The sequence below is a fragment of the Kitasatospora sp. NPDC018058 genome, assembly GCF_044327205.1.
Classification (GTDB): domain Bacteria; phylum Actinomycetota; class Actinomycetes; order Streptomycetales; family Streptomycetaceae; genus Kitasatospora.
On the sequence record NZ_JBIRFA010000001.1, the window covers coordinates 144,937 to 166,919 of the forward strand.

Here is a 21,983-nt window from a genome sequence, read left to right on the forward strand (position 1 = left end):
CCGCTTTCCACGAAGCCGGTCCGGCGCGCTGCCGGGCTTCGTAGGATCCCGAACCATGACGTGGTCGTGGCACACCGTGGTGCGCAGGGCGGGTCCTCCTGCTCTGCGGGCCGATCCTGGTCGTGATGGTCGCGATGGACATGCCGCCGGTGCTCCAGGGCGCGATGGTGCTGGGCCTGGCCACGATCTTCATCCCCGCGCTCGCGGTGCTGGCGCCCTGGTTCGTGCCGCCACTGACCGGCCCGGTCTGCGCCCTGCTGCGGCTGCTCGACCGGCGGGCCCGGCACATTGCCGCCGCCGGGCTGCGCGCCGCGCCCGCCCGGACGGCCGCGATCGCGGTGCCTGTCCTGCTGGCCGTCGGCACCGTGGTCTGCCTGCTCGGCTCGGGGGCGACCATAGGGGCCGCCGTGCAGCAGCAGACCGAGCAGGCGCTGCGGGCCGACGCCGTGGTGACCGCCGAGCCGGGCGGCAGGCTGCCCGCCCGGCCCGCCGGCCTGCCCGGCGGCATCGCCGTCGCGCCGATCGCCACCGAGGTGACCGCGCCGCCCGGCTTCTACGACGACGAGCCCCGGCCCACCCGCGCCTGGGGTGCCGATGGGGCGGCCCTGTGGAGTGTCCTGGACCTCGGTGAACAGCAGGGCCGGCTGGACGAGTTGGTGCCCGGCACGTTCGCCGCCGGCAGCACCGAGGCCACCTCGCACCACTGGAGACTCGGCCAGAGCGGCACCTTCGAGCTCGCCGACGGACAGGAGGCCCAGCTGCGGCTCATCGCCGTCTATCGGCGGGACCTGGCCTTCCCGTCGTTCGTCCTCCCGGCCGACCTCACCCTCGCCCACACCCCGGCCCCGTACTCCGACCGGGTGCTGCTCCGCGGCGATCCGAGTGGTTGGGAGCTCCGGTCCGGCCAGCGGCTCGCCACGCGGGCCGGCTACCTGGCCCACCTGCGTCCGCGCAACGTGCAGGACGACACGGCCTCCCGGCTGATCGTCTCCGTGGTGGCCGGTTACGCGCTACTCGCCGTCGCCAACACCTGCGCCATCGCCCAGCGGGACCGCCGTTCCCAGCGTGCCCACCTGCGGGCTCTCGGCCTCGGCCGCGGGCAGCTGCTGCGCTGCGTGGTGTACGAGGTGCTTGCCTCGGCGCTGGTCGGGACGGTCCTGGCGGTGATCACGGCCGGGATCTGCCTGGTGCCGCTGGCCCGGGCGGTCGGACAGGGGCCGCTGCCCGCCTTGGACGTGCCGTGGACGGTCGGCGTGCTGCTCGGGGTGCTGGTCGCCACGGTCGTCCCGGCGACGCTGGCGGCCCGTCCACTGCGTGGCATCCAGCGGCAGTTCGCGGCGGGCTCGGTGTGAGCGGGGCGGGCGGCCGGGACCTGGGCCGGTCGTTCCGGCTGCCGTACGGCGGCGAGTCGGCCTCGGCCCTGGGCGCCGCCACCGGCCTGGGACCACTGCCCGGCCGGGCCGACCGCCGCCCGGCCCGGCCGGACCGCAGCCTGGCCCGCAGCCCTGAACCTTCGCCCGCGCCGCCCAGGCGAGGAGGGCACCGTCCATGACCGAGACCCCGCCCCTCCCCGGAGGCCGCCCCCAGCCTCCGCCACCGCCGCCCCGACGACCGCGGCGGCCGTCGACCTGACCAGGGTGCTCCGGCGGATGCGCACCTGCGACACCAACCTCGGGATCGGCCACTGGTCCGTGCCGTAGCCCCGGATGCGGGAGGATGGAGGGCATGCCGAACCGTCTCGCGGACGCGACCTCGCCCTACCTGCTGCAGCATGCCGAGAACCCGGTCGACTGGTGGCCGTGGGGGCCCGAGGCCTTCGCGGAGGCGGAGCGGCGCGGAGTGCCGGTGCTGCTGTCGGTCGGCTACGCCGCCTGCCACTGGTGCCATGTGATGGCGCATGAGAGCTTCGAGGACGCCGGGCTCGCCGAGTACCTGAACGAGCGGTTCGTCGCGGTCAAGGTGGACCGGGAGGAGCGGCCGGACGTCGACGCCGTGTACATGGGGGCCGTGCAGGCGGCGACCGGGCAGGGCGGCTGGCCGATGACGGTGTTCCTCACCCCGGCGAAGGAGCCGTTCTACTTCGGCACGTACTTCCCGCCGGAGCCCCGGCACGGGATGCCGTCCTTCCGGCAGGTGCTGGAGGGCGTGGACGCCGCCTGGCGGGACCGGCGGCAGGAGGTCGGGGAGGTCGCCGGCCGGATCCGGGCCGACCTGGCCGAGCGGGCCGCCGTCTACTCGGCCGGCGCCCACCACCCGCCGGGCGAGGCGGACCTGCACCAGGCGCTGGTCGCCCTCAGCCGGGAGTTCGACCAGAACCGCGGCGGCTTCGGCGGGGCGCCCAAGTTCCCGCCGGCCATGGTGGTCGAGTTCCTGCTGCGCCACCACGCCCGCACCGGCTCGGAGGCGGCACTGGAGATGGCCGTCCGTACCGCTGAGGCGATGGCCCGAGGCGGCATCCACGACCAGCTCGGCGGCGGCTTCGCCCGGTACTCCGTGGACGCCGACTGGGTCGTGCCGCACTTCGAGAAGATGCTGTACGACAACGCCCTGCTGCTGCGCGCCTACCTGCACCTGTGGCGGGCCACCGGCTCCGCACTCGCCCGACGGGTCGCGCTGACCACCGCCGACTTCCTGCTGCGCGAACTCCGCACGCCCGAAGGCGCGTTCGCCTCCGCACTGGACGCCGACAGCCTGGACGAGGAGACCGGCGCCACCGCCGAGGGCGCCTACTACGCCTGGGAGCCGGGCCAGTTGGTCGACCTGCTCGGCCCGGCCGACGCGGCCACCGCCGCCCGGCTGTTCACCGTCACCGCCGACGGCACCTTCGAGCACGGCACCTCCGTACTCCAACTCCTCGTCGACCCCGAGGACTTCACCGAGGACCCGGTCGAGGGCCGCACCGAGTACGAGACGATCCGCACCCGGATGTTCGAGGCCCGGGCGACCCGCCCCGCCCCGGCCCGCGACGACAAGGTGGTCGCCGCCTGGAACGGCCTCGCCATCGCCGCACTCGCCGAGACCGGCGCCCTGCTGGACCGCCCCGACCTGGTCGACGCCGCCGAACGCGCCGCCGACCTGCTGCTCGCCGTCCACCTCACCCCCGACGGGCGGCTGCTGCGCACCTCCCGGGACGGCCGGGCCGGCGCCAACGCGGGCGTCCTGGAGGACTACGCCGACACCGCCGAAGGCTTCCTCGCGCTGTACGCCGTCACCGGCGAGGCCTCCTGGCTGCAACTGGCCGGCGCGCTGCTCGACACCGTGCTCAAGCACTTCACCGACGAGGCCTCCGGCGCGCTCTACGACACCGCCGACGACGCCGAGGAACTCATCCGCCGCCCGCAGGACCCGACCGACAACGCCACCCCGTCCGGCTGGACGGCCGCCGCCGGCGCCCTGCTCACCTACGCCGCGTACACCGGCTCCGACCGCCACCGCACCGCCGCCGAGCGAGCCGTCGGCATCGTCGGAGCGCTGGCCGGGCGGGCCCCGCGGTTCATCGGCTGGGGCCTGGCCGTCGCCGAAGCGCTGCTCGACGGGCCGCGCGAGATCGCCGTCGTCGGCCCGGCCGGCCACCCGGCCACCGCGGCGCTGCGGCGGGCCGCCCTGCTGGGGACGGCGCCGGGGGCCGTCGTCGCGGTGGGGGAACCGGGGGACACCGAAGTCCCCCTGTTGGCCGACCGGCCGCTGGTGGGCGGGGCGCCCGCCGCGTACGTGTGCCGGCACTTCGCCTGCGATGCGCCGACCACGGAGCCGGCGGTGCTGGGGGAGCGGCTCGGGGCTGCGCTCGGGTAGCGGCGGCCGGGTAATGGCGGCTCGTGGGCGAATAATCACTGGCGGGTGGAGGCCGGTCGGGGCGAGCATGGGCCATGACCTGGACCCTCAGCACCTCGCTCGACGATTTCCGCGATCAGGCGGGTGACTTCCTGGCCGCCCGCCCGGCCGAGAACACCGTCCTGCTCACCATCGCCCACCGGCTGGCCGGGTCCGGACTCGACGTGTTCGGGGAACGCCCGCCGGTCTTCGGATGGTGGCGCGGCGGGGACGGCGGCGCGGTCGAGGGCGCCTTCCTGCAGACCCCGCCCTTCCCGCCCCGGCTCTCCGCCATGCCGCCGGCCGCGGCGGCCGAACTGGCGGTGCGACTGGCCGCCGCCGGAGCCGAGTTCACCGAGGTGACCGGGATCGGCGGCGGAGCCGAGGCGGCCCACGCCTTCGGCGCGGCCTGGACGGCCGCCACCGGCGCCGAGCGGACCGTCAGCGTCAACGAACGGCTCTACCGGCTCGGCGAGTTGACCGACCCGCCGCGCCCGCCGGCCGGCCGCCACCGGCTCGCCGAACCGGCCGACCGTGAGCTGGTGATCGGCTGGTACCACGGGTTCCTGGCCGAGGCCAAGGTCCGCCACCCCGACGTGCCCAAGACGGTCGACGAGAAGATCGCGAACGGCGGCATCCACCTCTGGGAGGACGGCGGCCACCCCGTCTCGTTCGCCGGCACCAGCCCGGTCCTCGCCGGCATGTCCCGCATCGGCCCGGTCTACACCCCCGCCGACCTCCGCGGCCACGGCTACGCCAGCGCCGTCACGGCGGCCGCGTCCGCACATGTGCTCGGGCTGGGGGCGCAGGAAGTGCTGCTGTACACGGACCTCGACAATCCGATCAGCAACTCGATCTACCAGCAGATCGGGTACCGGGCGGTGGAGGACGCCGTGGTACTGGACTTCGAGGCGCGGTAGGGGAGTTACCCGTCGCCGGGCATGTTGCCGCCGGTCACCTTGGTGTTGAAGGGATCCGGGACGGTGGTCGTCGGAGTGGGCGGCATCGGCAGCGTGTCGCCCTGCCGGTAGTGGGTGGCGCAGTCGATCAGATTGCCGCCGGCCGACTCCATGTCGCCGCCGAGCTCGTCGAGCAGTTTCTTCCAGGCGGCGCCGCAGCCCCGCAGCGCCGCCGCGCTCTGCCAGCCGGCCAGGCTCGCGACCGCCGTGGTGGTGGGTTCGGCGAGCTTCGTCGTCTCGCCCGGCACGTTCCCGCCCACCGTCACCGCGTTGTTCCCGGCCGCCGTCAGCTCGTCCGGCTTGGCCATGAACCCGTTCCCACCCGCCATCGGTCTTCCCCGGGACTCTCCGCGTCGGTCGTGGGCGTTATGGTAACCGTACGTGCAAGGAAGCTCACTCCTTGTCGGTGGCGGGGGCTGATAGATGGATCTGACGAGCCTGAACAACGTCGACCTGTCGGGTCTGATCGCAGCGGCGGACGCGTACGACGCGCTGCACAAGGCGTTCAAGCAGCACGTCGACGACTGGAAGAAGGGCACCGCCGACCGGGTGCACGCCTCCGGCTGGGAGGGCTCGGCGGCCCTCGCCGCCATTCCGGTCATCGACGCGACGACCATGAAGCTGCACGGGGCCGACCTGGAGATGGCTGCTATCGGCACCAGCCTGCGCGACTACGCGGACCTCTTCGCACTGGCTCAGTCGAGACTCCGCAAGGCCCTCGGTGACGCCACCGAGAAGGGCTTCGACGTCGGCGACTCCGGCAGGGTGAGCTGGCCCCCGTCGGCGAACCCGTACTCGGCGCCGGGCCGGGAGGACAAGCAGCGGGCGGCGGCCGAGGACATCAGCAAGCGGATCGCTGCCGCGCTCACCGAGGCGACGGAAGCGGACCGGAAGCTGGCGGAGCTGCTGAACACGTACACCAAGCACGCGGAGGCCAAGTCCGGCCTGGGTCTGACGGCCGAGATGGACCTGGCGTCGGCGAACTCCGCGGGCGGGGAGCCCTGGAAGAGGGACATGCCTGGAGACAAGGCGTCCCCGACGGAGGTCAACTCCTGGTGGAAAAGCCTGGACCCGCAAGGCCAGAAGTGGTTCAGCGGGCAACACCCGGATGCGATCCGGAACCTGGACGGCATTCCGGCCGAGGTGCGGGACCAGCTCAACCGGATGTACCTGAACGCCCGGATCAAACAGCTCCATGATGACGGCATGACCGATACGGAGGAGTACAAGAAGCTCCTGCCGATTCAGAGCCGGCTCAAGGACAACGAGGACAACCTGGCCACCCAGCCGCTCGCCTACCTGCTCGGCGTCAGCACCGGGGGCAACGGACGGGCGATCATCTCCTTCGGCAACCCCGACACCGCCACGGACATCTCCAGTTACGTCCCGGGGATCACCTCCACCCCCGATTCGCTGGCCCGGAAGCCGGAGCCGTACAAGCCCGGTACCAATGAGGCGGAGAACACGCTGAACCTCTGGCGCGAGGCAGACAAGAGGAAGAAGCCCGGAAGTTCGGTCGCCTCCGTCGTCTGGCTGGGTTACGACGCCCCGGACGCCGATCCGACGGCGGCCTCCCCCGAGGCGGCGAAGAACGGTGCCCCCGACTACGCGAAGTTCCTCACCGGGTTGCGGGCCGGCCACGAGGGAAACGCGCCTGCGCACATCACCTCGATCGGTCACAGCTACGGGTCACTCGTGGCGGGCCTCGCCACGAGGCTCGCGGCCGATCCGCCCTACGCGCGGCCGGACGACGTGGTGTTCGTCGGCAGCCCGGGCGTCGGCGCGGAGAAGGCGTCCGACCTGAAGATGCCCGGCCATGTGTGGGTCGGGGCCGCGGCCGACGATCCGGTCACGCACCTGCCCACGTACGACGACGTGTCGAACACCGAGAGCCACGGGTTCATCGTCGCGACCGTCGAACACCTGATCTTCGATCCGGGCGGGACCTGGTACGGGAAGGACCCGGCCGGCAAGACCTTCGGGGCCGACCGCTTCTCCGTCGACGACCGGAGTGCGGCGAACGATCCCTTCTACGGGGCCCACACCAAGTACCTCACCCCGGAGAACGGTGGCCCCTCGCTGGGCAACATCGCCACCATCGTGACGGGCAACGGCGACGTCCAGCGCGTGGACGGCCGATGAGGGTGCGTTGGAAGACGGCCGGGCCGGCGCCGGAGTTGAAGCCGCGGACGTATTCGCAGCCGGGTTCCGGGGAGCGCGTGTCGTCGAAGCCGTAGTCGGGCCGGGCCCCGCTGTCCCGCCGCTGGGGCGTGTCTTCGGACTCCCGCCTGCGGGGCGACGCCGGGGCTCACACCCCGGCGAAGCCGCTTCCGAGCAGGGCGAAGGTGTGGTCGACCAGGTCCGCGATGTCCTCCCGGCCGTCGCCCGCGGCCCACTGCAGGACGGCCTCGGTGGTGGCGGCGCCGATGGCGGCGGCGGTGACCCGCATGTCGTACGTGGGCTCCTCGACGCCGGCCCGTCGGGTGAGGACGGTGATGTAGAGGTCCCGCGGGCTGTTGCCGGAGCGGTCCAGTCCGGCGCGCAGCGCGGGGACCTCGGTGACCAGCCGCATCCGGGTCAGCAGTTCCTGGCGCTCGTGCTGGAGCAGGGCGCGGATCAGGCCGATGAGGGCTTCCCGGCAGGAGGTGAGGAAGGGTTCGTCGGCGGGGCGGGCCAGCAGGGCGGAGACCATCGCCGGGTCGTACTCGTCGGAGAGGACGAGGTCGTCCTTGGTGGCGAAGTAGCGGAAGAAGGTGGACGGCGAGACCTCGGCGGCGGCGGCGATCTGTTCGACCGTGGTGTTCTCGTAGCCCTGTTCGATGAAGAGCCGGTAGGCCTCGCGGCGGATGGTCTGCCGGGTCTTCAGCTTCTTGCGTTCGCGCAGCGACAGCGGCGCCTCCAGCAGCGCCTGGACCGGGTTGGTCGGGGCGTCCGGGAGGGCCGCGGTCGGCTGCTTGGGAGTCATGCCGACGATTATCGGCGATCTCCGGCGCCGGTGGGTTCGGGTGCGTCCGCGGTCTGGTCGCCCGCCCGGTCGGCCGGCATCCGGGCCGCGACGAGCACCGCCGAGACGACCGCAACCAGGCCGGCGACCAGCAACACCACGCCCATCCCGTGTACGTACGCCGCGTGCGCGGAGGCGCTGAGCGCCGGTCGCCCGGTGGCCCGGGCGAGGGCGTCGGCGGCGACCACCGACTTGCCGGCCCGGTGTGCCGCCTCGGCCGGCAGACCGCCGGTGTCCAGCGCGCCGCGGTAGGCCCCGGCCAGCAGGCTGCCGAAGGCGGCGATGCCGATCGCGCCGCCGATCTGCCGCAGGGTCTGGAGCAGTCCGGAGCCGACCCCGGCCTTGGCGGGTGGCAGGGTGATCAGGGCGGAGGCCTGGGCGGTGATCAGCGACAGGCCCATCCCCAGGCCCAGCACGGTGAGCCAGATCGCGGCGCGCCCGTACCCGTCGGAGGTGCCGGTGCGGCTGCCGAACAGCAGGGCGCCGCCGAGCAGGGCCAGGCCGAGGGTGATCACGGTGCGGACGCCGATCCGGCCGACCAGCCGGTCGCTGAGCCTGGCGGCGATCAGCAGGCCGAGCATCATCGGCATCAGCCGCAGTCCGGAGCCGAGGGCGTCCGCGCCGAGCACGCTCTGGAAATAGAGGGGTAGTACGAAGAAGGCGCCGAACAGGACGAGCGAGATCAGCGTGGCCGCGACCGAGGACCAGCGGAAGGTCCGGTCGGCGAGCAGGGCGAGGTCGAGCATCGGGTCGCTCCGGCGGCGGCTGCGCAGTACCAGCGCGGTGAGCGCGAGCACCGAGCCGACCAGGGGGCCGACCACCAGCGGGTCGCCCCATCCGGTGTCGGCGCCCTCGATGATGCCGTAGGTGAGCGCGCCCAGTCCGGCGGCGGCGAGCGCGGTGCCGGGCAGGTCCATCCGGGGCGCGGCGGGGTTGCGGCTCTCCGGCAGCAGCAGGACGCAGGCGACGACGCCGATCGCGGTCAGCGGGACGTTGATCGCGAAGATCGAGCCCCACCAGAAGTGCTGGAGCAGGAAGCCGCCGATCAGCGGCCCGAGCGGGGCGCCGCCGGCGAGTGCGGCGGCCAGGATCGCGGTGGCCCGGCGTTGTTCGGCGGCCGGGAACAGTCCGGGGATGACCGCCATGGACATCGGCATGACGAGCGCGCCGGCCAGGCCCATCCCGGCGCGGGCGGCGACCAGGGTGCCGGGGGAGTCGGTGAGCATGCCGACGGCGGAGGCGAGTCCGAACAGGGCGAGGCCGGCGGTGAGGGTGCGGCGGCGGCCGTAGCGGTCGCCGAGCAGGCCGGCCGGGAGCATCGCGGCGGCGAACACCACGGTGTAGGCGTCGACGATCCACTGCTGCTGCCCGGTGGTGGCCTGTAACTGCGAGGCCAGCGTGGGCAGGGCGACGTTGAGGATCGTCATGTCGAAGCTGATCACCAGGACGCTGAGGGCGACGGCGACCAGGGCGAGCCACCGACGCGGGTCGGCGACCTCGGTGGTGGCGGTGTCGGGCGGAGTGACGGGCACGGTGACCTCCAGGGCCCTCCGAAGGGAAGTCTCTGTCAAATGACAGTAACTCTCAAAAGATGGTGACCGTCAATTCGATTCCGGACAGTAGGCCTGTGATTGCACGGACGCACTCCGTGACGTGTCCTGGAAGTGCTGCTTCCGCACATGGAATTGACGCAACGTTGATCTGTCGTTCGCCGCCTGGAGGCAGTCCCGGGTGACTGTCGGTAGATACCATGTGGCAATCGGTCAGTGCTGGCCGACGTGTGCCGAGAGCGGAGAAGGGGTGGGGCGGCAGGAGCCGACCACGAGCCCGGCGCCGGGAAAGGGGAAGCCGAAGTGGCCGACAGTGACGACAGGCAGGCGAGTGCCCAGATGTGGGGTGCGGCCGCGGTGGTGAGCTCGGCGCTGGCCGTGGTCGCCGCCTATCTGATCAACGGCGCCGCGCTGGTCCTCGGCGTCGCCGGGGTCGAGGTGCTGCTGCTCATGGTGTACGTCGGCCGCCGCTGGCGCGCGCTGCACCGGCAGCCCTCCCCGGCCGGGCACCGCCGGCTGCGCGGCACCCCGGACGCGGCGCACTGTGAGCGCTGCCGCCGGGCGCGCGAGGCGTTGGACGCGCGGCAGGCGCGCGGGCGGGGCGCGAAGGCCGTGCGCCCGGAGCCCGAGCCGGAGTGCGCGTCGGAGTCGGCCGAGCTCGCCCAGGCCGGGCAGCCGGAGTCCGGCGCGGCCGACCGCCAGCCGTACCCGCGCCGCCAGCAGGACCGGGCGCCGTACGAGCGGCCCTGGACAGCGGAACGGGCGGCCGTCCGGTCCGTGGACCGTACGACCGCCCGTCGAAACGCGCCGGGTTCAGCCGGCCGTGCTGTACGCCACCAGTGAGACGCCGACGTACTGCACGATGAAGGCCCCGAGGGTGAGGGCGTGGAACACCTCGTGGAAGCCGAACCAGCGCGGTGAGGGGTTGGGCCGCTTGAGCCCGTACACCACGCCGCCGATGCTGTAGAGCACCCCGCCGACGATCATCAGCACCAGGACGGCCACCCCGCCGGTGCGCAGGAAGTCCGGCAGGAAGAACGCGGCGGCCCAGCCCAGTGCTATGTACACCGGCGTGTACAGCCAGCGCGGCGCGCCGACCCAGAACACCCGGAAGGCGATCCCGGCGAGCGCTCCGCCCCAGACCGCCCAGAGCAGCACCTGTCGGCTGTCGCCCTTGAGCAGCAGGATCGTGAACGGCGTGTAGGTGCCCGCGATGATCAGGAAGATGTTCGCGTGGTCCAGCCGGCGGAGCACGGCGTCCCCGCGCGGGCCCCAGTCGAAGCGGTGGTAGACCGCGCTGACCCCGAACAGCAGCCAGGCGCTGACCGAGTAGATCGCGCAGGCGACCTTGGCGGGCGTGGAGTCGGCCAGGCAGATCAGCACGATCCCGGCCGCGACCGTGGCGGGGAACATCCCGGCGTGCAGCCAGCCGCGCCACTTCGGCTTGCTCTCCCTGTTCTCTGCAGGGTCCTCCGCGAGGCGCTCGGCGAGCGCGGCAGCAGTCATGCACAGCATGTTACCCGCTACCTACGGATCCGTAGGTTACTGGCGCGTAATGAAGTGGCGATCGTCACTCTTAGACGTTTTGGAGTGTTTGGAGTGTGGTCCCGCGCACTCCGGCCGGGGTGTGAACGACCTGCTACTGGCCGGTAATCGTACTTACTGTAGTAAAAGATGCGTCAATTTCGCCTCTGCGCCGCATTCAGGCCCGGAGGCCGGGGCTACGCTGCAAGCACCTTCAGACCCCCGCAACGCCGCCTCCTCGCCGAGTCGGCGTGAAACGGAGCGATCGTGTCGTACGAGATCTCTGCTCTCAGCGCATCCGCGCCCACCCGCCACAAGCAGCTGCTCGCTTGGGTGAGCGAGATCGCCGAGCTCACCCAGCCGGACCGCATCGAGTGGTGCGACGGCTCCGACGAGGAGTACCAGCGCCTCGCGGACCTGCTGGTGGCTCAGGGCACCTTCAAGAAGCTCAACGAGGAGAAGCGCCCCAACTCCTACTACGCCGCCTCGGACCCGACGGACGTGGCGCGCGTGGAGGACCGCACCTACATCTGCTCCGAGCAGGAGAAGGACGCCGGCCCGACCAACAACTGGAAGGCCCCCGCCGAGATGCGGGAGGTCTTCCAGGGCGAGAAGGGCCTGTTCCGCGGCGCGATGAAGGGCCGCACGATGTACGTCGTGCCCTTCTCGATGGGCCCGGTCGGCTCCCCGCTGGCCGCGTACGGCGTCGAGATCACCGACTCCGCCTACGTCGCGGTGTCGATGCGCGTGATGACCCGCATGGGCCAGGCCGTGCTCGACCAGCTCGGCGAGGACGGGGACTTCGTCAAGGCCGTGCACACCGTCGGCGCCCCGCTGGCCGAGGGCCAGGCGGACGTGCCGTGGCCGTGCAACAGCACCAAGTACATCTCGCACTTCCCGGAGACCAAGGAGATCTGGTCCTTCGGCTCCGGCTACGGCGGCAACGCCCTGCTCGGCAAGAAGTGCTACGCGCTGCGCATCGCCTCGACCATGGCCCGCGACGAGGGCTGGCTGGCCGAGCACATGCTGATCCTGAAGCTCACCCCGCCGTCCGGCGAGGCCAAGTACGTCGCGGCCGCCTTCCCGTCGGCCTGCGGCAAGACCAACCTGGCCATGCTCCAGCCGACCGTCCCGGGCTGGAAGGTCGAGACGATCGGCGACGACATCGCCTGGATGCGCTTCGGCGCCGACGGCCGCCTGTACGCCATCAACCCCGAGGCCGGCTTCTTCGGCGTCGCCCCCGGCACCGGCGTGGACACCAACGCCAACGCCATCGACACCCTCTGGGGCAACACCGTCTTCACCAACGTCGCCCTCACCGACGACGGCGACGTGTGGTGGGAGGGCCTGACCGAGGAGCCCCCGGCGCACCTGATCGACTGGCGCGGCAACGACTGGACCCCGGAGTCCGGCACCCCGGCCGCCCACCCGAATGCCCGCTTCGCCGTCCCGGCCGCGCAGTGCCCGACCATCGCCCCGGAGTGGGAGGACCAGGCGGGCGTGCCGATCTCGGCGATCCTGTTCGGCGGCCGCCGCGCCACCGCCGTCCCGCTGGTGACCGAGTCCTTCGACTGGCAGCACGGTGTCTTCCTCGGCGCCAACATCGCCTCCGAGAAGACCGCCGCCGCCGAGGGCGCCGTCGGCGAGCTGCGCCGCGACCCGTTCGCGATGCTGCCGTTCTGCGGCTACAACATGGGGGACTACTTCGCCCACTGGCTGAAGGTCGGCGCCCAGGCGGACGCCGCCAAGCTGCCGAAGATCTACTACGTCAACTGGTTCCGCAAGAACGCCGAGGGCAAGTTCGTCTGGCCCGGCTACGGCGAGAACAGCCGCGTGCTCAAGTGGATCGTCGAGCGGCTGGAGGGCACGGCCGAGGGCGTCGAGACCCCGATCGGCGTGCTGCCGACGGTCGACGGCTTCGACCTCGGTGACCTGAAACTGTCCAAGGAGGACCTCGACCTGCTCTTCACCGTGGACGCCGACATCTGGCGCCAGGAGGCCGCGCTGGTGCCGGCCCACCTGGAGCTGTTCGGCGACCACACCCCGAAGGAGCTGTGGGACGAGTACCGGAGCCTGGTCGCGCGCCTCGGCTGAGCCTGAGCCTCAGCGATGACAGAGGGCGGTGCGCCGCACGAACTGCGCACCGTCCGAGCGACAGGACGGCCGGAGCCCCGCCGGACGATCTTTCCCCGACCAAGGAGATCGTCCGGAGCGGGACTCCGGCCGTAGCATTTTTCGGAGCAGGTTGTTCAGAGCCGGGTGATGGCGGTGATCCAGGCCTGGTTGCCCTGGCAGACGCCCACCGTGGAGCCCGGCCACTGGCGGGCGGGGGCGCCGTTGTCGGTGCGCCAGTCGGCGATCTCCAGCAGGAAGGCCGAGTTCAGGTTGGACAGGCCGAGCTCGTTGTGCGAGCCGATGCTTCCGGAGTAGTTCCAGTGCTGGTTCCAGCCGCCAGTGCAGTCCCACTGGCGGGCGGGGGCGCCGTAGTCGCGGCTCCAGTCGGCGATCTCCAGGCACTTGCCGGAGAAACGGTTCACCAGGCGGAAGCCGCCGCTGTCGGACACGTAGTCCCACCGCTGGTTGGCGCCGCCGGTGCAGTCCCACTGGCGGGCGGGGGCGCCGTTGTCGGTGCGCCAGTCGGCGATCTCCAGGCACTTGCCGGAGTGGGCGTTCACGACGGTGCTCGACGTCGGGATGCGGAAGCCGCCGCTGTAGGCGGAGGCGGGAGTCGCCGGCAGGGCGGCGGCCAGCGCGACGGCGGCGCCGGCGCCGGCCGCGGCGGCGGCGGCGCGGGCGCGGGTGAGCGGAATGCGGATGGTCAAGGCGGACCGGTCCCTTGCGGAGAAGTGGGAGCGGGGAGCGGAGCCTTCCGGGCGGTGGAGCGCCCCGGTGTCCGCGTCGGCCCGGGCCACGGCACACCGCCGACCGGCCCGTCCCCCTACGACCTGGGGAGGTACCCGGGCCGCCGACGCGCGGGAATACTACTCCCGGGTCGGTCTCTCCTGATCAAGCGGGAGGTCACGGCTGGGTGTAGCCGCTGAGGAAGTCGCCGATCCGGGTCACCGCGTCGGTGATCTCCTCCGCCCGGGGCAGCGTGACCAGCCGGAAGTGGTCCGGCTCGGGCCAGTTGAAGCCGGTGCCCTGGACCAGCAGGATGCGCTGGGAGCGCAGCAGGTCCAGCACCATCTGGGCGTCGTCCTTGATCTTGTAGACCTTCGGGTCCAGCCGCGGGAAGGCGTACAGCGCGCCCTTGGGCTTGACGCAGCTGACCCCCGGGATCTGGTTCAGCAGCTCATAGGCGGCGTCGCGGGAGGCCAGCAGCCGGCCACCGGGCAGCACCAGGTCGCGGATCGACTGCCGACCGCCGAGTGCGGCGGCCACCGCGTGCTGGGCGGGCATGTTGGCGCACAACCGCATCGAGGCCAGCACGGTCAGGCCCTCGACGTAGCTGTGGGCGCGGTTGCGGTCGCCGGAGAGCACCATCCAGCCGGAGCGGAAGCCCGCGACCCGGTAGGCCTTGGACAGTCCGTTGAAGGTGACGCAGAAGAGGTCCGGGGCCAGGGTGGCCAGCGGGACGTGCTCGGCGTCGTCGTAGAGGATCTTGTCGTAGATCTCGTCCGCGTAGACCACCAGCTGGTGCCGGCGGGCGATCTCGACGATGCCCTCCAGTACCTCGCGCGGGTAGACCGCGCCGGTCGGGTTGTTCGGGTTGATCACCACGATGGCCCGGGTCCGGTCGGTGACCTTGGCCTCGATGTCGGCCAGGTCCGGGTACCACTCGGCCTGCTCGTCGCAGCGGTAGTGCACGGCGGTGCCGCCGGCCAGCGAGACCGAGGCGGTCCACAGCGGGTAGTCCGGCGCCGGGACGAGCACCTCGTCGCCGTCGTCCAGCAGCGCGGTCATGGCCAGTTGGATCAGCTCGGAGACGCCGTTGCCGAGGAAGACGTCGTCGACGGAGAGCCCGTGCAGGCCGCGGTCCTCGTAGTGCATGACCACCGCGCGGCGTGCGGCGAGCAGGCCCTTGGAGTCGCCGTACCCGTGCGCGTTCGCGAGGTTGCGCAGGATGTCCTGGAGGATCTCCGGGGGCGCCTCGAAGCCGAAGGTGGCCGGGTTGCCGGTGTTGAGCTTGAGGATGCGGTGGCCCTGTTCCTCCAGCCGCATCGCCTCGTCGAGCACCGGGCCGCGGATGTCGTAACAGACATTGGCGAGCTTGCTGGACTGGATGACCTGCATGACTGCTTACTTTAGGGGCACGCCGGGGCCCCGCGTCGGGTGTCCTGGGGCATGGGTGAAAGCGTCCCGAGCGGCCTCCTTGGATCGGCAGGCAGGAGCATTCGGACGCCTTCCAAACCGATGGTCGGATGTCCGGAATGGTCCCGTATGCGAGGAGCGCGGGCGGGATTCTGCTCGGAACGAGACGGAGGGCACACCGCCCGGTCGCCCGGCGCGGGAGGATGTGGCCGGTACGTCGGATCGAGGAGGGGGTGCGCCGGTGGTGCCGGTCGTGGCCGTGGCGGTGCTGGTCGGTCTCCTGGTGGCCCCGCCGTTGCGCGGGCTGATCGCCTACTTCGCCGTTCCCGAGGGCGAACCCTGGTGCGACGCCTGCCCGTTGTGCGGGCGCGCGGTGCGGCTGCTGCCGCCGACCGGGCGCTGCCCGGGCTGCCGGGGGCGGCTGGGCGCCGGCGCCGGGACGGTGGAGGCGGTCGCGGCGGCGGTCGCGGTCGCGGTGGCGTACGCGGCGGACGGGCCGCAGACGATGGCCCTGGGCTGGGCCGGCGCGCTCGGTGTGGCACTCGGCTTCGTGGACGCACGGGTGCGCCGGCTGCCGCACCTGCTGAACCTGGCGTTGCTCGCCGGGGTCGCCGTACTACTGGCGGCGGCGGCCCTGGCCGAGGGACGCCCCGGGGTGCTGGTGCGCTGCCTGCTGGCCGCGCTGACCGTCGGGATGCTGCTCGAACTCGCCGTCTGGGCGAAGGCGTTGGGCCCCGGCGATTCCCCGCTCGGGTTCGCCCTGGGCGGGCTGCTGGGCTGGTACGGCTGGCCGGTCGCGCTCGGCGGGCTGTTCGCCGCGATGGTGCTCGCCGGGCTCTGGGCCACCCTGCTGGTCGTCGCCGCGCTGGCCCGCCGCCGCGAGGTGCGCGGCCGGGACGTCCCGGTGGGCCCGTTCCTGCTGCTCGGCGCCCTCATCGCGGTACTGGCCGGATAGCGGACGGGGCCCGTCGTACCGGAATCGGTACGACGGGCCCCGCCGTCGGTGCGCGGGCCCCACCCTCACGGAGCCGCGCGCCGAGGGGAGTCACGTCCCGGAGTGCCTCACAGCATCTTGTGGACGAACGGGCCGACCGTGGTGGAGAAGGCGTTGTGGTTGTCGGCGTCCCAGTTGGTGGACCAGGTCATCGCACCCCGGATGGTGGGCCACTTGGCCGGCGGCACGAAGCTGCCGCAGGTGTTGCCGGTGGCCAGGCAGTTGAGCGCGTTGTTCACCACCGACGGGTCGACGTAGCCGCCGCCGGCCGCCTTGCCGGAGGCGGGGACGCCGATGCCGACCTGGTCGGGCCGCAGGCCGCCCTGGATGTGGGTGCAGACCTGCGAGGTGATGAAGTCGATGGTGCCCTGGTTGTAGACCTTGCCGTCGCAGCCGTTCATGCCGCCGGAGTTGTAGAACTGGGTGTTGACGACGGTCAGGATGTCCTTGGTGTTCAGCGCCAGCTGGAAGTAGGCGCCGGAGGTGCTGTACATCCCGATGGTCTCGGGGGCCATGGTCAGCACGAAGCCGGGGCCGACCTTGGCCTGCAGGGCGTGCAGCGCGTCGCCGAGCGGGCCGGCCTGGACGCCGTTCTCCAGGTCGACGTCGATGCCGTCGAAGCCGTAGTCCTTGATGATCCCGTAGGCGCTGTCGGCGAAGTCGGCCCCGGCGGTGGCGTCGCCGACGGTGATCGCGCCGTTCTGGCCGCCGATGGAGAGGATGACCTTCTTGCCGGCAGCCTGCTTGGCCTTGATGTCGGCGCGGAACTGGGCGTCGGTGTAGCCGCCGAGCGCCTTGGACAGGCCCGGGTCCAGGGTGAAGCCGATCGCGCCGGTCCGGGTCGGCACGGCGTCGGCGAAGGAGACCGCGATGATGTCGTACGCGTTCTGCACGTCGCTCAGGCGCTGCGGGGTCGAGCCGTTGTCGAAGTTCTGCCAGTAGCCGGTGACCACGTGGGCGGGCAGGCCGGTGGTCGGCGGGGTGGTCGGGGTCGGGGTGGCCGTGGGGGTCGGCGTGGCGGTCTGGGTGGGCGTCGCCGTGGGAGTGGCGGTGGCCGTCGGCGTCGGGGTCGGGGTCTGGGTGGGGGTGGCCGTCGGCGACGGGGTGGGGGTGCCGCCCGGGCCGACCAGCGCGACGTCGTCGGCGAGGTAGGCGCTCTGCCCGTACCAGCCGTGCAGGTAGACCGTGACGCTGGTGGCGTTCGCCCCGGTGGTGAAGGTGGTGGACAGCTGGTTCCAGCTGTTCTGGTTCGACCAGGTGGACGGGTCGGAGCCACCGGTGCCACGCGCGCCGAGGTAGACGTAGGGGCCCTGCACCCAGGCGCTCAGGGTGTAGCTGGTGTTGGGCAGCACGCTGATGGTCTGGGTGCACTCGGCCGTGTCGCCCGCACCCGGGGTGGCCCGCAGCGCGCCGGTGCCGGAGTGGACCGGCGAGGACACCGTGGTCGCGGCGCCGGTGCAGGACCAGCCGCCCAGTCCGCTCTCGAAGCCGCCGTTGGCGACCAGGTTGCCGACCGCCGCGCCGGCGAAGAGGGCGAGGCCGCCGCCGGCCAGGGCGAGGGCGGTGGCACCGGCCGCGACGGCCGGGAGGGGGCTGCGCCGGCGCTTGTGGGCGGGCTGGTTCGGCGTACGGGCCATGGGTGACGCTCCTCGGGGAGGAGCGGCCGCCGCGGTGGGGGGCGCGGCGGCCGCGTGTGGGGGAGGGGAGGTCCGGTGTGAGCCTTGCGGGACGCGGGGGAACGCGGTCGTCCCGGGTCAAAAGCTGGACTAGACCATTGCTGGCCGTCAAGCATCGGGCCGTCGGCTTACGGATTCTTTAAGGATCCGGAGACCATTCCGTGTCCATGCCGGTTCCGGCCCGGCGGACCCCCAGACACGCGCGCCGCGACAGACTTCGCACAGGACCGTGACCAGACCGCTACCTGCGGCTTTACCGTGCGCCAGCGCGCGGGAGTAGGCTGCGCCGGTGCGGTGACGCACCAGCTGAACGAGCACGGAGGGGCTGGGAGAAATGGGTCTGCGCGATGTCGCCGAACGGACGCCGGGGCTGCGCACCCTGCTGGGCGGGATGTACCGGCTGTACGGCCGCCGGGTCGAGGTCCACCTCGGCCGCACCCCGCGCCACATCGGCGTGATCCTGGACGGCAACCGCCGTTGGGCCAAGGCCGCCGGCGGCTCTACCGCGTACGGTCACCAGCGCGGCGCCGACAAGATCAGCGAGTTCCTCGGCTGGTGCGACGAGACCCACGTCAGGGTCGTCACCCTGTGGATGCTCTCCACCGACAACCTGGACCGCCCGGCCGATGAGCTGGTCCCGCTGCTCGGCATCATCGAGGACGCCGTCACCGGCCTGGCCGCCGCCCGCCGCTGGCGGGTCAACCCGGTCGGCGCGCTGGACCTGCTCCCGCAGCACACCGCCGACGTGCTCAAGCGCGCGGCCGAGGAGACCGCCGCGATCGACGGCATCACCGTCAACGTCGCGGTCGGCTACGGCGGCCGGCACGAGATCGCCGACGCCGTCCGCTCGTTGCTCCAGGAGCACGCCGGCCGCGGCACCTCGATCGAGGAACTGGCCGAGATCCTGACCGTCGAGCACATCGCCGAGCACCTCTACACCCGCAACCAGCCCGACCCGGACCTGATCATCCGCACCTCGGGCGAGCAGCGCCTCTCCGGCTTCCTGCTCTGGCAGAGCGCCCACAGCGAGTTCTACTTCTGCGAGGCCTACTGGCCGGCCTTCCGCAAGGTCGACTTCCTGCGCGCCCTGCGCGCGTTCGAGCAGCGGCACCGGCGGATGGGGCTCTAGGCCCGCCGCTGGGCCCCAACCCCCTGGAATGACCGCCGTAGGGCTGGCCTACCCGGGCTCCGCACGAGGCCAAACGTTCACCGGCAATGATCCGTCAGTTCGCCGGGGGCGCGAATGCACCGCTCCTCGCCTGGGAATACTCCAGTCAGTCCGGCCCCGAGGCCACCGGGGCAGCGGGGGCCGGCATGCCGCGGATGACGCAGGGTCATCCGCTCTGGAGGCCTAGTGGTCAGTTCCAAGAGCCGCCGGACACCAGACCGGCGCACGTACGTTCTCGACACCAGCGTGCTCCTCGCGGACCCTCTCGCCATGACCCGCTTCGAGGAGCACGAGGTCGTCCTCCCGGTGGTGGTCGTCACCGAGTTGGAGGCCAAGCGGCACCACCCGGAGCTGGGCTACTTCGCCCGCCAGGCGCTGCGACTGCTCGACGACTACCGGATCCGCTACGGCCGGCTCGACGAGCCGATCCCGGTCGGCGAACTCGGCGGGACGATCCGGGTCGAGCTCAACCACTCGGATGTCTCGATACTGCCGGTCGGCTACCGGGCCGGCGGCGGCGAGGCCGACACCCGGATCCTGGCGGTCGCCCGCAACCTGCAGGCCGAGGGCTACGACGTCACCGTCGTCTCCAAGGACCTCCCGCTGCGGATCAAGGCCAGTTCGGTGGGCCTGCTCGCCGAGGAGTACCGGGCCGAGCTCGCGATCACCTCCGGGTGGACGGGCATGTCCGAGCTGCACGTCGCGGCCGACCAGGTGGACGCGCTGTTCGCGGCCGGCCATGACGCCGCGGTGGACATCGACGGGGCCGCCGAGCTGCCGGTCCACACCGGACTGGTGCTCACCTCGGAGCGCGGTCGGGCGCTCGGCCGGGTCGCCGGCGACGGGCGGGTCCGGCTGGTGCGCGGTGAGCGCGAGGCGTTCGGGCTGCGCGGTCGCAGCGCCGAGCAGCGGGTGGCGCTGGACCTGCTGCTCGACCCGGACATCGGCATCGTGTCGATGGGCGGCCGGGCCGGCACGGGGAAGTCGGCGCTGGCGCTGTGCGCGGGGCTGGAGGCGGTGCTGGAGCGGAGGCAGCACCGCAAGGTGATGGTCTTCCGGCCGCTGTACGCGGTCGGCGGCCAGGAACTCGGCTACCTGCCGGGCACCGAGGCGGAGAAGATGGGCCCCTGGGCGCAGGCGGTCTTCGACACCCTGTCCGCCGTCACCACCCCGGACGTGATCGAGGAGGTCATCGCCCGGGGGATGCTGGAGGTCCTGCCGCTGACCCACATTCGGGGGCGCTCGCTGCACGACGCCTTCGTGATCGTGGACGAGGCCCAGTCGCTGGAACGGAACGTCCTGCTGACGGTGCTGTCCCGGATCGGCCAGGGCTCGCGGGTGGTGCTCACCCACGACGTGGCGCAGCGGGACAACCTCCGGGTCGGCCGGTACGACGGTGTGGTGGCGGTGGTGGAGAAGCTGAAGGGTCATCCGCTCTTCGCCCACATCACGCTCACACGCTCGGAGCGTTCGCCGATCGCGGCGCTGGTCACGGAGATGCTGGAGGACATCCACCCGTGAATCGTCCCTGACCGGGACATAGTCGGACAATAAGGTCAACTTGCGGTGCGAGGCCCGCTCCTGATGGAGCGGGCCTTGTCCCTTTCATCACATCGAGTGCTTTCTGTCCGAAGAACTCCCGCGCGATGAATGTGACATGCGCCACGCGAGCGGGAATTGCGTCGACAGTGCCCGGTGCGGCATGGTGAGGGTTCTGTCAGGCCCCGCGTACGGCGCGGCAGGGCTTCCGGACCCCGGAAGTCCGGCCCCGGAAAGTCCGCCAACTCCGGTCGGTGGACGCACAATTGAAGACCGACGAGCCGTACGCCGCCCGATTCCAACGCCCGGTCGCCTCACCTCGGCCGGACGCCGGGCCAGCACCTCCCGTGACCAGAGCATCTGCGGAGGTCCGTGCCAAGGGGCATGTTGCGCCCGTACGGTCACGCATGGGCGATGCTGGAAGGAAACCATGTGACTCGGATCTCGGTCCGGGGAGTTGCTGTGGCCTCCGCCACCGCCGTCACCGCTGTCGGTGCCGTCGTGGGTATGGCCTCGGGCAGCGAGGGCAAGACCATGCAGACGGTCGACGTCGCCGGCGCGACCCTGCTTGCCGAAGTCCCCTCTAGCGCCCAGGCGCAGACCATCAGTGACAACATCGGCCAGCAGGCATCCGCCCAGCAGGCCTCCGCCGACGCCGCCGCCAAGGCCGCCGCCGAGCAGAAGGCCGCCGAGGAGGCCGCGCGCCAGAAGGCCGCCGCGGACGCCCAGGCGAAGGCCGACGCCCAGGCCAAGGCCGACGCGGACAAGGCCGCCAAGGCCGCCGCCGACCAGCGCGCCGCCGCCGACGCCGCCGCCAACCGCTCCAAGGCGCGTTCGGCGATGACCGCGGTGGACAGCAGCGCGCCGCCCGTCTCGGTCAGCCCCGGCTCCGTCCAGGACATGGCCCGGCAGATCGTCGGCAACGACACCCAGTTCCAGTGCTTCAGCCAGATCGTGAAGCGCGAGAGCGGCTGGGACTACACCGCGACCAACAGCAGCTCCGGCGCGTACGGCCTGGTCCAGGCGCTGCCCGGCTCCAAGATGGCCTCGGTCGGCGCCGACTGGCGTACCAACCCGTCCACCCAGATCAAGTGGGGCCTCAACTACATGAACGACCGCTACGGCAGCCCCTGTGGCGCCTGGTCGTTCTGGCAGGCCCACAACTGGTACTAGGGCGCCCCTTGCTCTGAAGGTGGCCGCCGCCCCCGGGCGGCGCACCCCACCACGGCCCCCGGCCACTCGTCCCGTTCGACGAGCGGCCGGGGGTCGTGGCGTTTCCCCGTCGCGGTGCCGCCGGGGGCGGGTGGGCGGGAAAGGCGGGCCGCGCCGCCCGGGCTGCGCTGACCAGTGCGCCCGCGGGCGGTGCGGTCCTGGGTGCGGACGCGGGGCGCGGGAAGGGGTCCTGGTTGCTTCCCGCGCCGGCCGGTCCGCCGGCGGTTGGCTCGACCGGGACGAGCGGGATGACCCGCGTGTCCCGTTCGGACTCCTCCCCAGCGGCGTGTGGACGA

The 21,983-nt window shown here is 72.2% G+C and carries 17 protein-coding genes; 10 read left to right on the forward strand and 7 right to left on the reverse strand.

The window, feature by feature from the left end; all coding sequences use genetic code 11:
• Positions 1–125 precede the first annotated feature (125 nt).
• The 3 genes from ACH4E7_RS00680 to ACH4E7_RS00690 all read left to right on the forward strand — a co-directional run bounded on the left by ACH4E7_RS00680 (position 126) and on the right by ACH4E7_RS00690 (position 4,730).
• On the forward strand, positions 126–1,352 hold the full coding sequence (locus ACH4E7_RS00680) for an FtsX-like permease family protein (RefSeq protein ID WP_396246823.1): 1,227 nt from the start codon (positions 126–128) through the stop codon (positions 1,350–1,352).
• Between the two features lie 373 nt (positions 1,353–1,725).
• The gene (locus ACH4E7_RS00685; protein ID WP_396246824.1) at positions 1,726–3,792 is read left to right on the forward strand and encodes a thioredoxin domain-containing protein; all 2,067 of its coding nucleotides are present in this window, start codon (positions 1,726–1,728) and stop codon (positions 3,790–3,792) included.
• Between the two features lie 74 nt (positions 3,793–3,866).
• Positions 3,867–4,730, forward strand: a complete 864-nt coding sequence (locus ACH4E7_RS00690) for a GNAT family N-acetyltransferase (protein WP_396246825.1) — start codon at positions 3,867–3,869, stop codon at positions 4,728–4,730.
• Between the two features lie 5 nt (positions 4,731–4,735).
• Here the strand turns inward: ACH4E7_RS00690 and ACH4E7_RS00695 are convergent, their stop codons facing one another.
• Complete coding sequence (locus ACH4E7_RS00695) at positions 4,736–5,098, reverse strand: hypothetical protein (protein WP_396246826.1); 363 nt, start codon at positions 5,096–5,098, stop codon at positions 4,736–4,738.
• A gap of 94 nt (positions 5,099–5,192) precedes the next feature.
• Here ACH4E7_RS00695 and ACH4E7_RS00700 point away from each other — a divergent pair, with 94 nt between their 5' ends.
• Entirely contained in the window at positions 5,193–6,911 is a 1,719-nt protein-coding gene (locus ACH4E7_RS00700) for an alpha/beta hydrolase (RefSeq protein ID WP_396246827.1), read from the forward strand.
• Positions 6,912–7,077: 166 nt separating this feature from the next.
• Here ACH4E7_RS00700 and ACH4E7_RS00705 read toward each other — a convergent pair whose 3' ends face one another.
• Both ACH4E7_RS00705 and ACH4E7_RS00710 read right to left on the reverse strand, forming a co-directional pair.
• Positions 7,078–7,734: a TetR family transcriptional regulator gene (locus ACH4E7_RS00705; RefSeq protein ID WP_396246828.1), complete on the reverse strand. Its 657-nt coding sequence runs from the start codon at positions 7,732–7,734 to the stop codon at positions 7,078–7,080.
• Between the two features lie 8 nt (positions 7,735–7,742).
• Positions 7,743–9,305: an MFS transporter gene (locus tag ACH4E7_RS00710; protein ID WP_396246829.1), complete on the reverse strand. Its 1,563-nt coding sequence runs from the start codon at positions 9,303–9,305 to the stop codon at positions 7,743–7,745.
• 321 nt (positions 9,306–9,626) lie between these two features.
• Between ACH4E7_RS00710 and ACH4E7_RS00715 the strand changes: the two genes are divergently transcribed.
• A complete protein-coding gene (locus ACH4E7_RS00715; RefSeq protein ID WP_396246830.1) occupies positions 9,627–10,166 on the forward strand; it encodes a hypothetical protein in 540 nt (179 codons plus the stop codon).
• On the opposite strand, the gene ACH4E7_RS00720 is transcribed toward ACH4E7_RS00715, so the two are convergent.
• Positions 10,137–10,829: a hemolysin III family protein gene (locus tag ACH4E7_RS00720; RefSeq protein WP_396246831.1), complete on the reverse strand. Its 693-nt coding sequence runs from the start codon at positions 10,827–10,829 to the stop codon at positions 10,137–10,139. The genes ACH4E7_RS00715 and ACH4E7_RS00720 overlap by 30 nt on opposite strands.
• Positions 10,830–11,114: 285 nt before the next feature.
• Here ACH4E7_RS00720 and ACH4E7_RS00725 point away from each other — a divergent pair, with 285 nt between their 5' ends.
• Positions 11,115–12,941: a phosphoenolpyruvate carboxykinase (GTP) gene (locus tag ACH4E7_RS00725; RefSeq protein ID WP_396246832.1), complete on the forward strand. Its 1,827-nt coding sequence runs from the start codon at positions 11,115–11,117 to the stop codon at positions 12,939–12,941.
• 155 nt (positions 12,942–13,096) lie between these two features.
• Here ACH4E7_RS00725 and ACH4E7_RS00730 read toward each other — a convergent pair whose 3' ends face one another.
• Both ACH4E7_RS00730 and ACH4E7_RS00735 read right to left on the reverse strand, forming a co-directional pair.
• Positions 13,097–13,669, reverse strand: coding sequence for an RICIN domain-containing protein (locus ACH4E7_RS00730; protein ID WP_396246833.1), 573 nt, complete (start codon positions 13,667–13,669; stop codon positions 13,097–13,099).
• A gap of 196 nt (positions 13,670–13,865) precedes the next feature.
• Positions 13,866–15,080, reverse strand: coding sequence for a pyridoxal phosphate-dependent aminotransferase (locus tag ACH4E7_RS00735; protein WP_355670941.1), 1,215 nt, complete (start codon positions 15,078–15,080; stop codon positions 13,866–13,868).
• 259 nt (positions 15,081–15,339) lie between these two features.
• Here ACH4E7_RS00735 and ACH4E7_RS00740 point away from each other — a divergent pair, with 259 nt between their 5' ends.
• The gene (locus tag ACH4E7_RS00740; RefSeq protein ID WP_396246834.1) at positions 15,340–16,053 is read left to right on the forward strand and encodes a prepilin peptidase; all 714 of its coding nucleotides are present in this window, start codon (positions 15,340–15,342) and stop codon (positions 16,051–16,053) included.
• A gap of 107 nt (positions 16,054–16,160) precedes the next feature.
• On the opposite strand, the gene ACH4E7_RS00745 is transcribed toward ACH4E7_RS00740, so the two are convergent.
• Positions 16,161–17,729 (reverse strand): chitinase, encoded by a 1,569-nt coding sequence (locus ACH4E7_RS00745; RefSeq protein ID WP_396246835.1) that lies wholly within the window; start codon positions 17,727–17,729, stop codon positions 16,161–16,163.
• Positions 17,730–18,102: 373 nt separating this feature from the next.
• Between ACH4E7_RS00745 and ACH4E7_RS00750 the strand changes: the two genes are divergently transcribed.
• The 3 genes from ACH4E7_RS00750 to ACH4E7_RS00760 all read left to right on the forward strand — a co-directional run bounded on the left by ACH4E7_RS00750 (position 18,103) and on the right by ACH4E7_RS00760 (position 21,648).
• Positions 18,103–18,897 carry an isoprenyl transferase gene (locus ACH4E7_RS00750; RefSeq protein ID WP_396246836.1) on the forward strand — a complete coding sequence of 265 codons (795 nt, stop codon included), beginning with the start codon at positions 18,103–18,105 and terminating at the stop codon, positions 18,895–18,897.
• A 225-nt stretch (positions 18,898–19,122) separates the two neighbouring features.
• Positions 19,123–20,457, forward strand: coding sequence for a PhoH family protein (locus ACH4E7_RS00755; RefSeq protein WP_396246837.1), 1,335 nt, complete (start codon positions 19,123–19,125; stop codon positions 20,455–20,457).
• A 450-nt stretch (positions 20,458–20,907) separates the two neighbouring features.
• The gene (locus tag ACH4E7_RS00760) at positions 20,908–21,648 is read left to right on the forward strand and encodes a transglycosylase SLT domain-containing protein (RefSeq protein ID WP_396246838.1); all 741 of its coding nucleotides are present in this window, start codon (positions 20,908–20,910) and stop codon (positions 21,646–21,648) included.
• The last annotated feature ends 335 nt before the right edge of the window (positions 21,649–21,983 follow it).

Coding starts and splice junctions, on each gene's coding strand:
- ACH4E7_RS00680 (WP_396246823.1), top strand. CDS start 126: ATGGTCGCGATGGACATGCCGCCGGTGCTCCAGGGCGCGATGGTGCTG.
- ACH4E7_RS00685 (WP_396246824.1), top strand. CDS start 1,726: ATGCCGAACCGTCTCGCGGACGCGACCTCGCCCTACCTGCTGCAGCAT.
- ACH4E7_RS00690 (WP_396246825.1), top strand. CDS start 3,867: ATGACCTGGACCCTCAGCACCTCGCTCGACGATTTCCGCGATCAGGCG.
- ACH4E7_RS00695 (WP_396246826.1), bottom strand. CDS start 5,098: ATGGCGGGTGGGAACGGGTTCATGGCCAAGCCGGACGAGCTGACGGCG.
- ACH4E7_RS00700 (WP_396246827.1), top strand. CDS start 5,193: ATGGATCTGACGAGCCTGAACAACGTCGACCTGTCGGGTCTGATCGCA.
- ACH4E7_RS00705 (WP_396246828.1), bottom strand. CDS start 7,734: ATGACTCCCAAGCAGCCGACCGCGGCCCTCCCGGACGCCCCGACCAAC.
- ACH4E7_RS00720 (WP_396246831.1), bottom strand. CDS start 10,829: ATGACTGCTGCCGCGCTCGCCGAGCGCCTCGCGGAGGACCCTGCAGAG.
- ACH4E7_RS00735 (WP_355670941.1), bottom strand. CDS start 15,080: ATGCAGGTCATCCAGTCCAGCAAGCTCGCCAATGTCTGTTACGACATC.
- ACH4E7_RS00745 (WP_396246835.1), bottom strand. CDS start 17,729: ATGGCCCGTACGCCGAACCAGCCCGCCCACAAGCGCCGGCGCAGCCCC.
- ACH4E7_RS00750 (WP_396246836.1), top strand. CDS start 18,103: ATGGGTCTGCGCGATGTCGCCGAACGGACGCCGGGGCTGCGCACCCTG.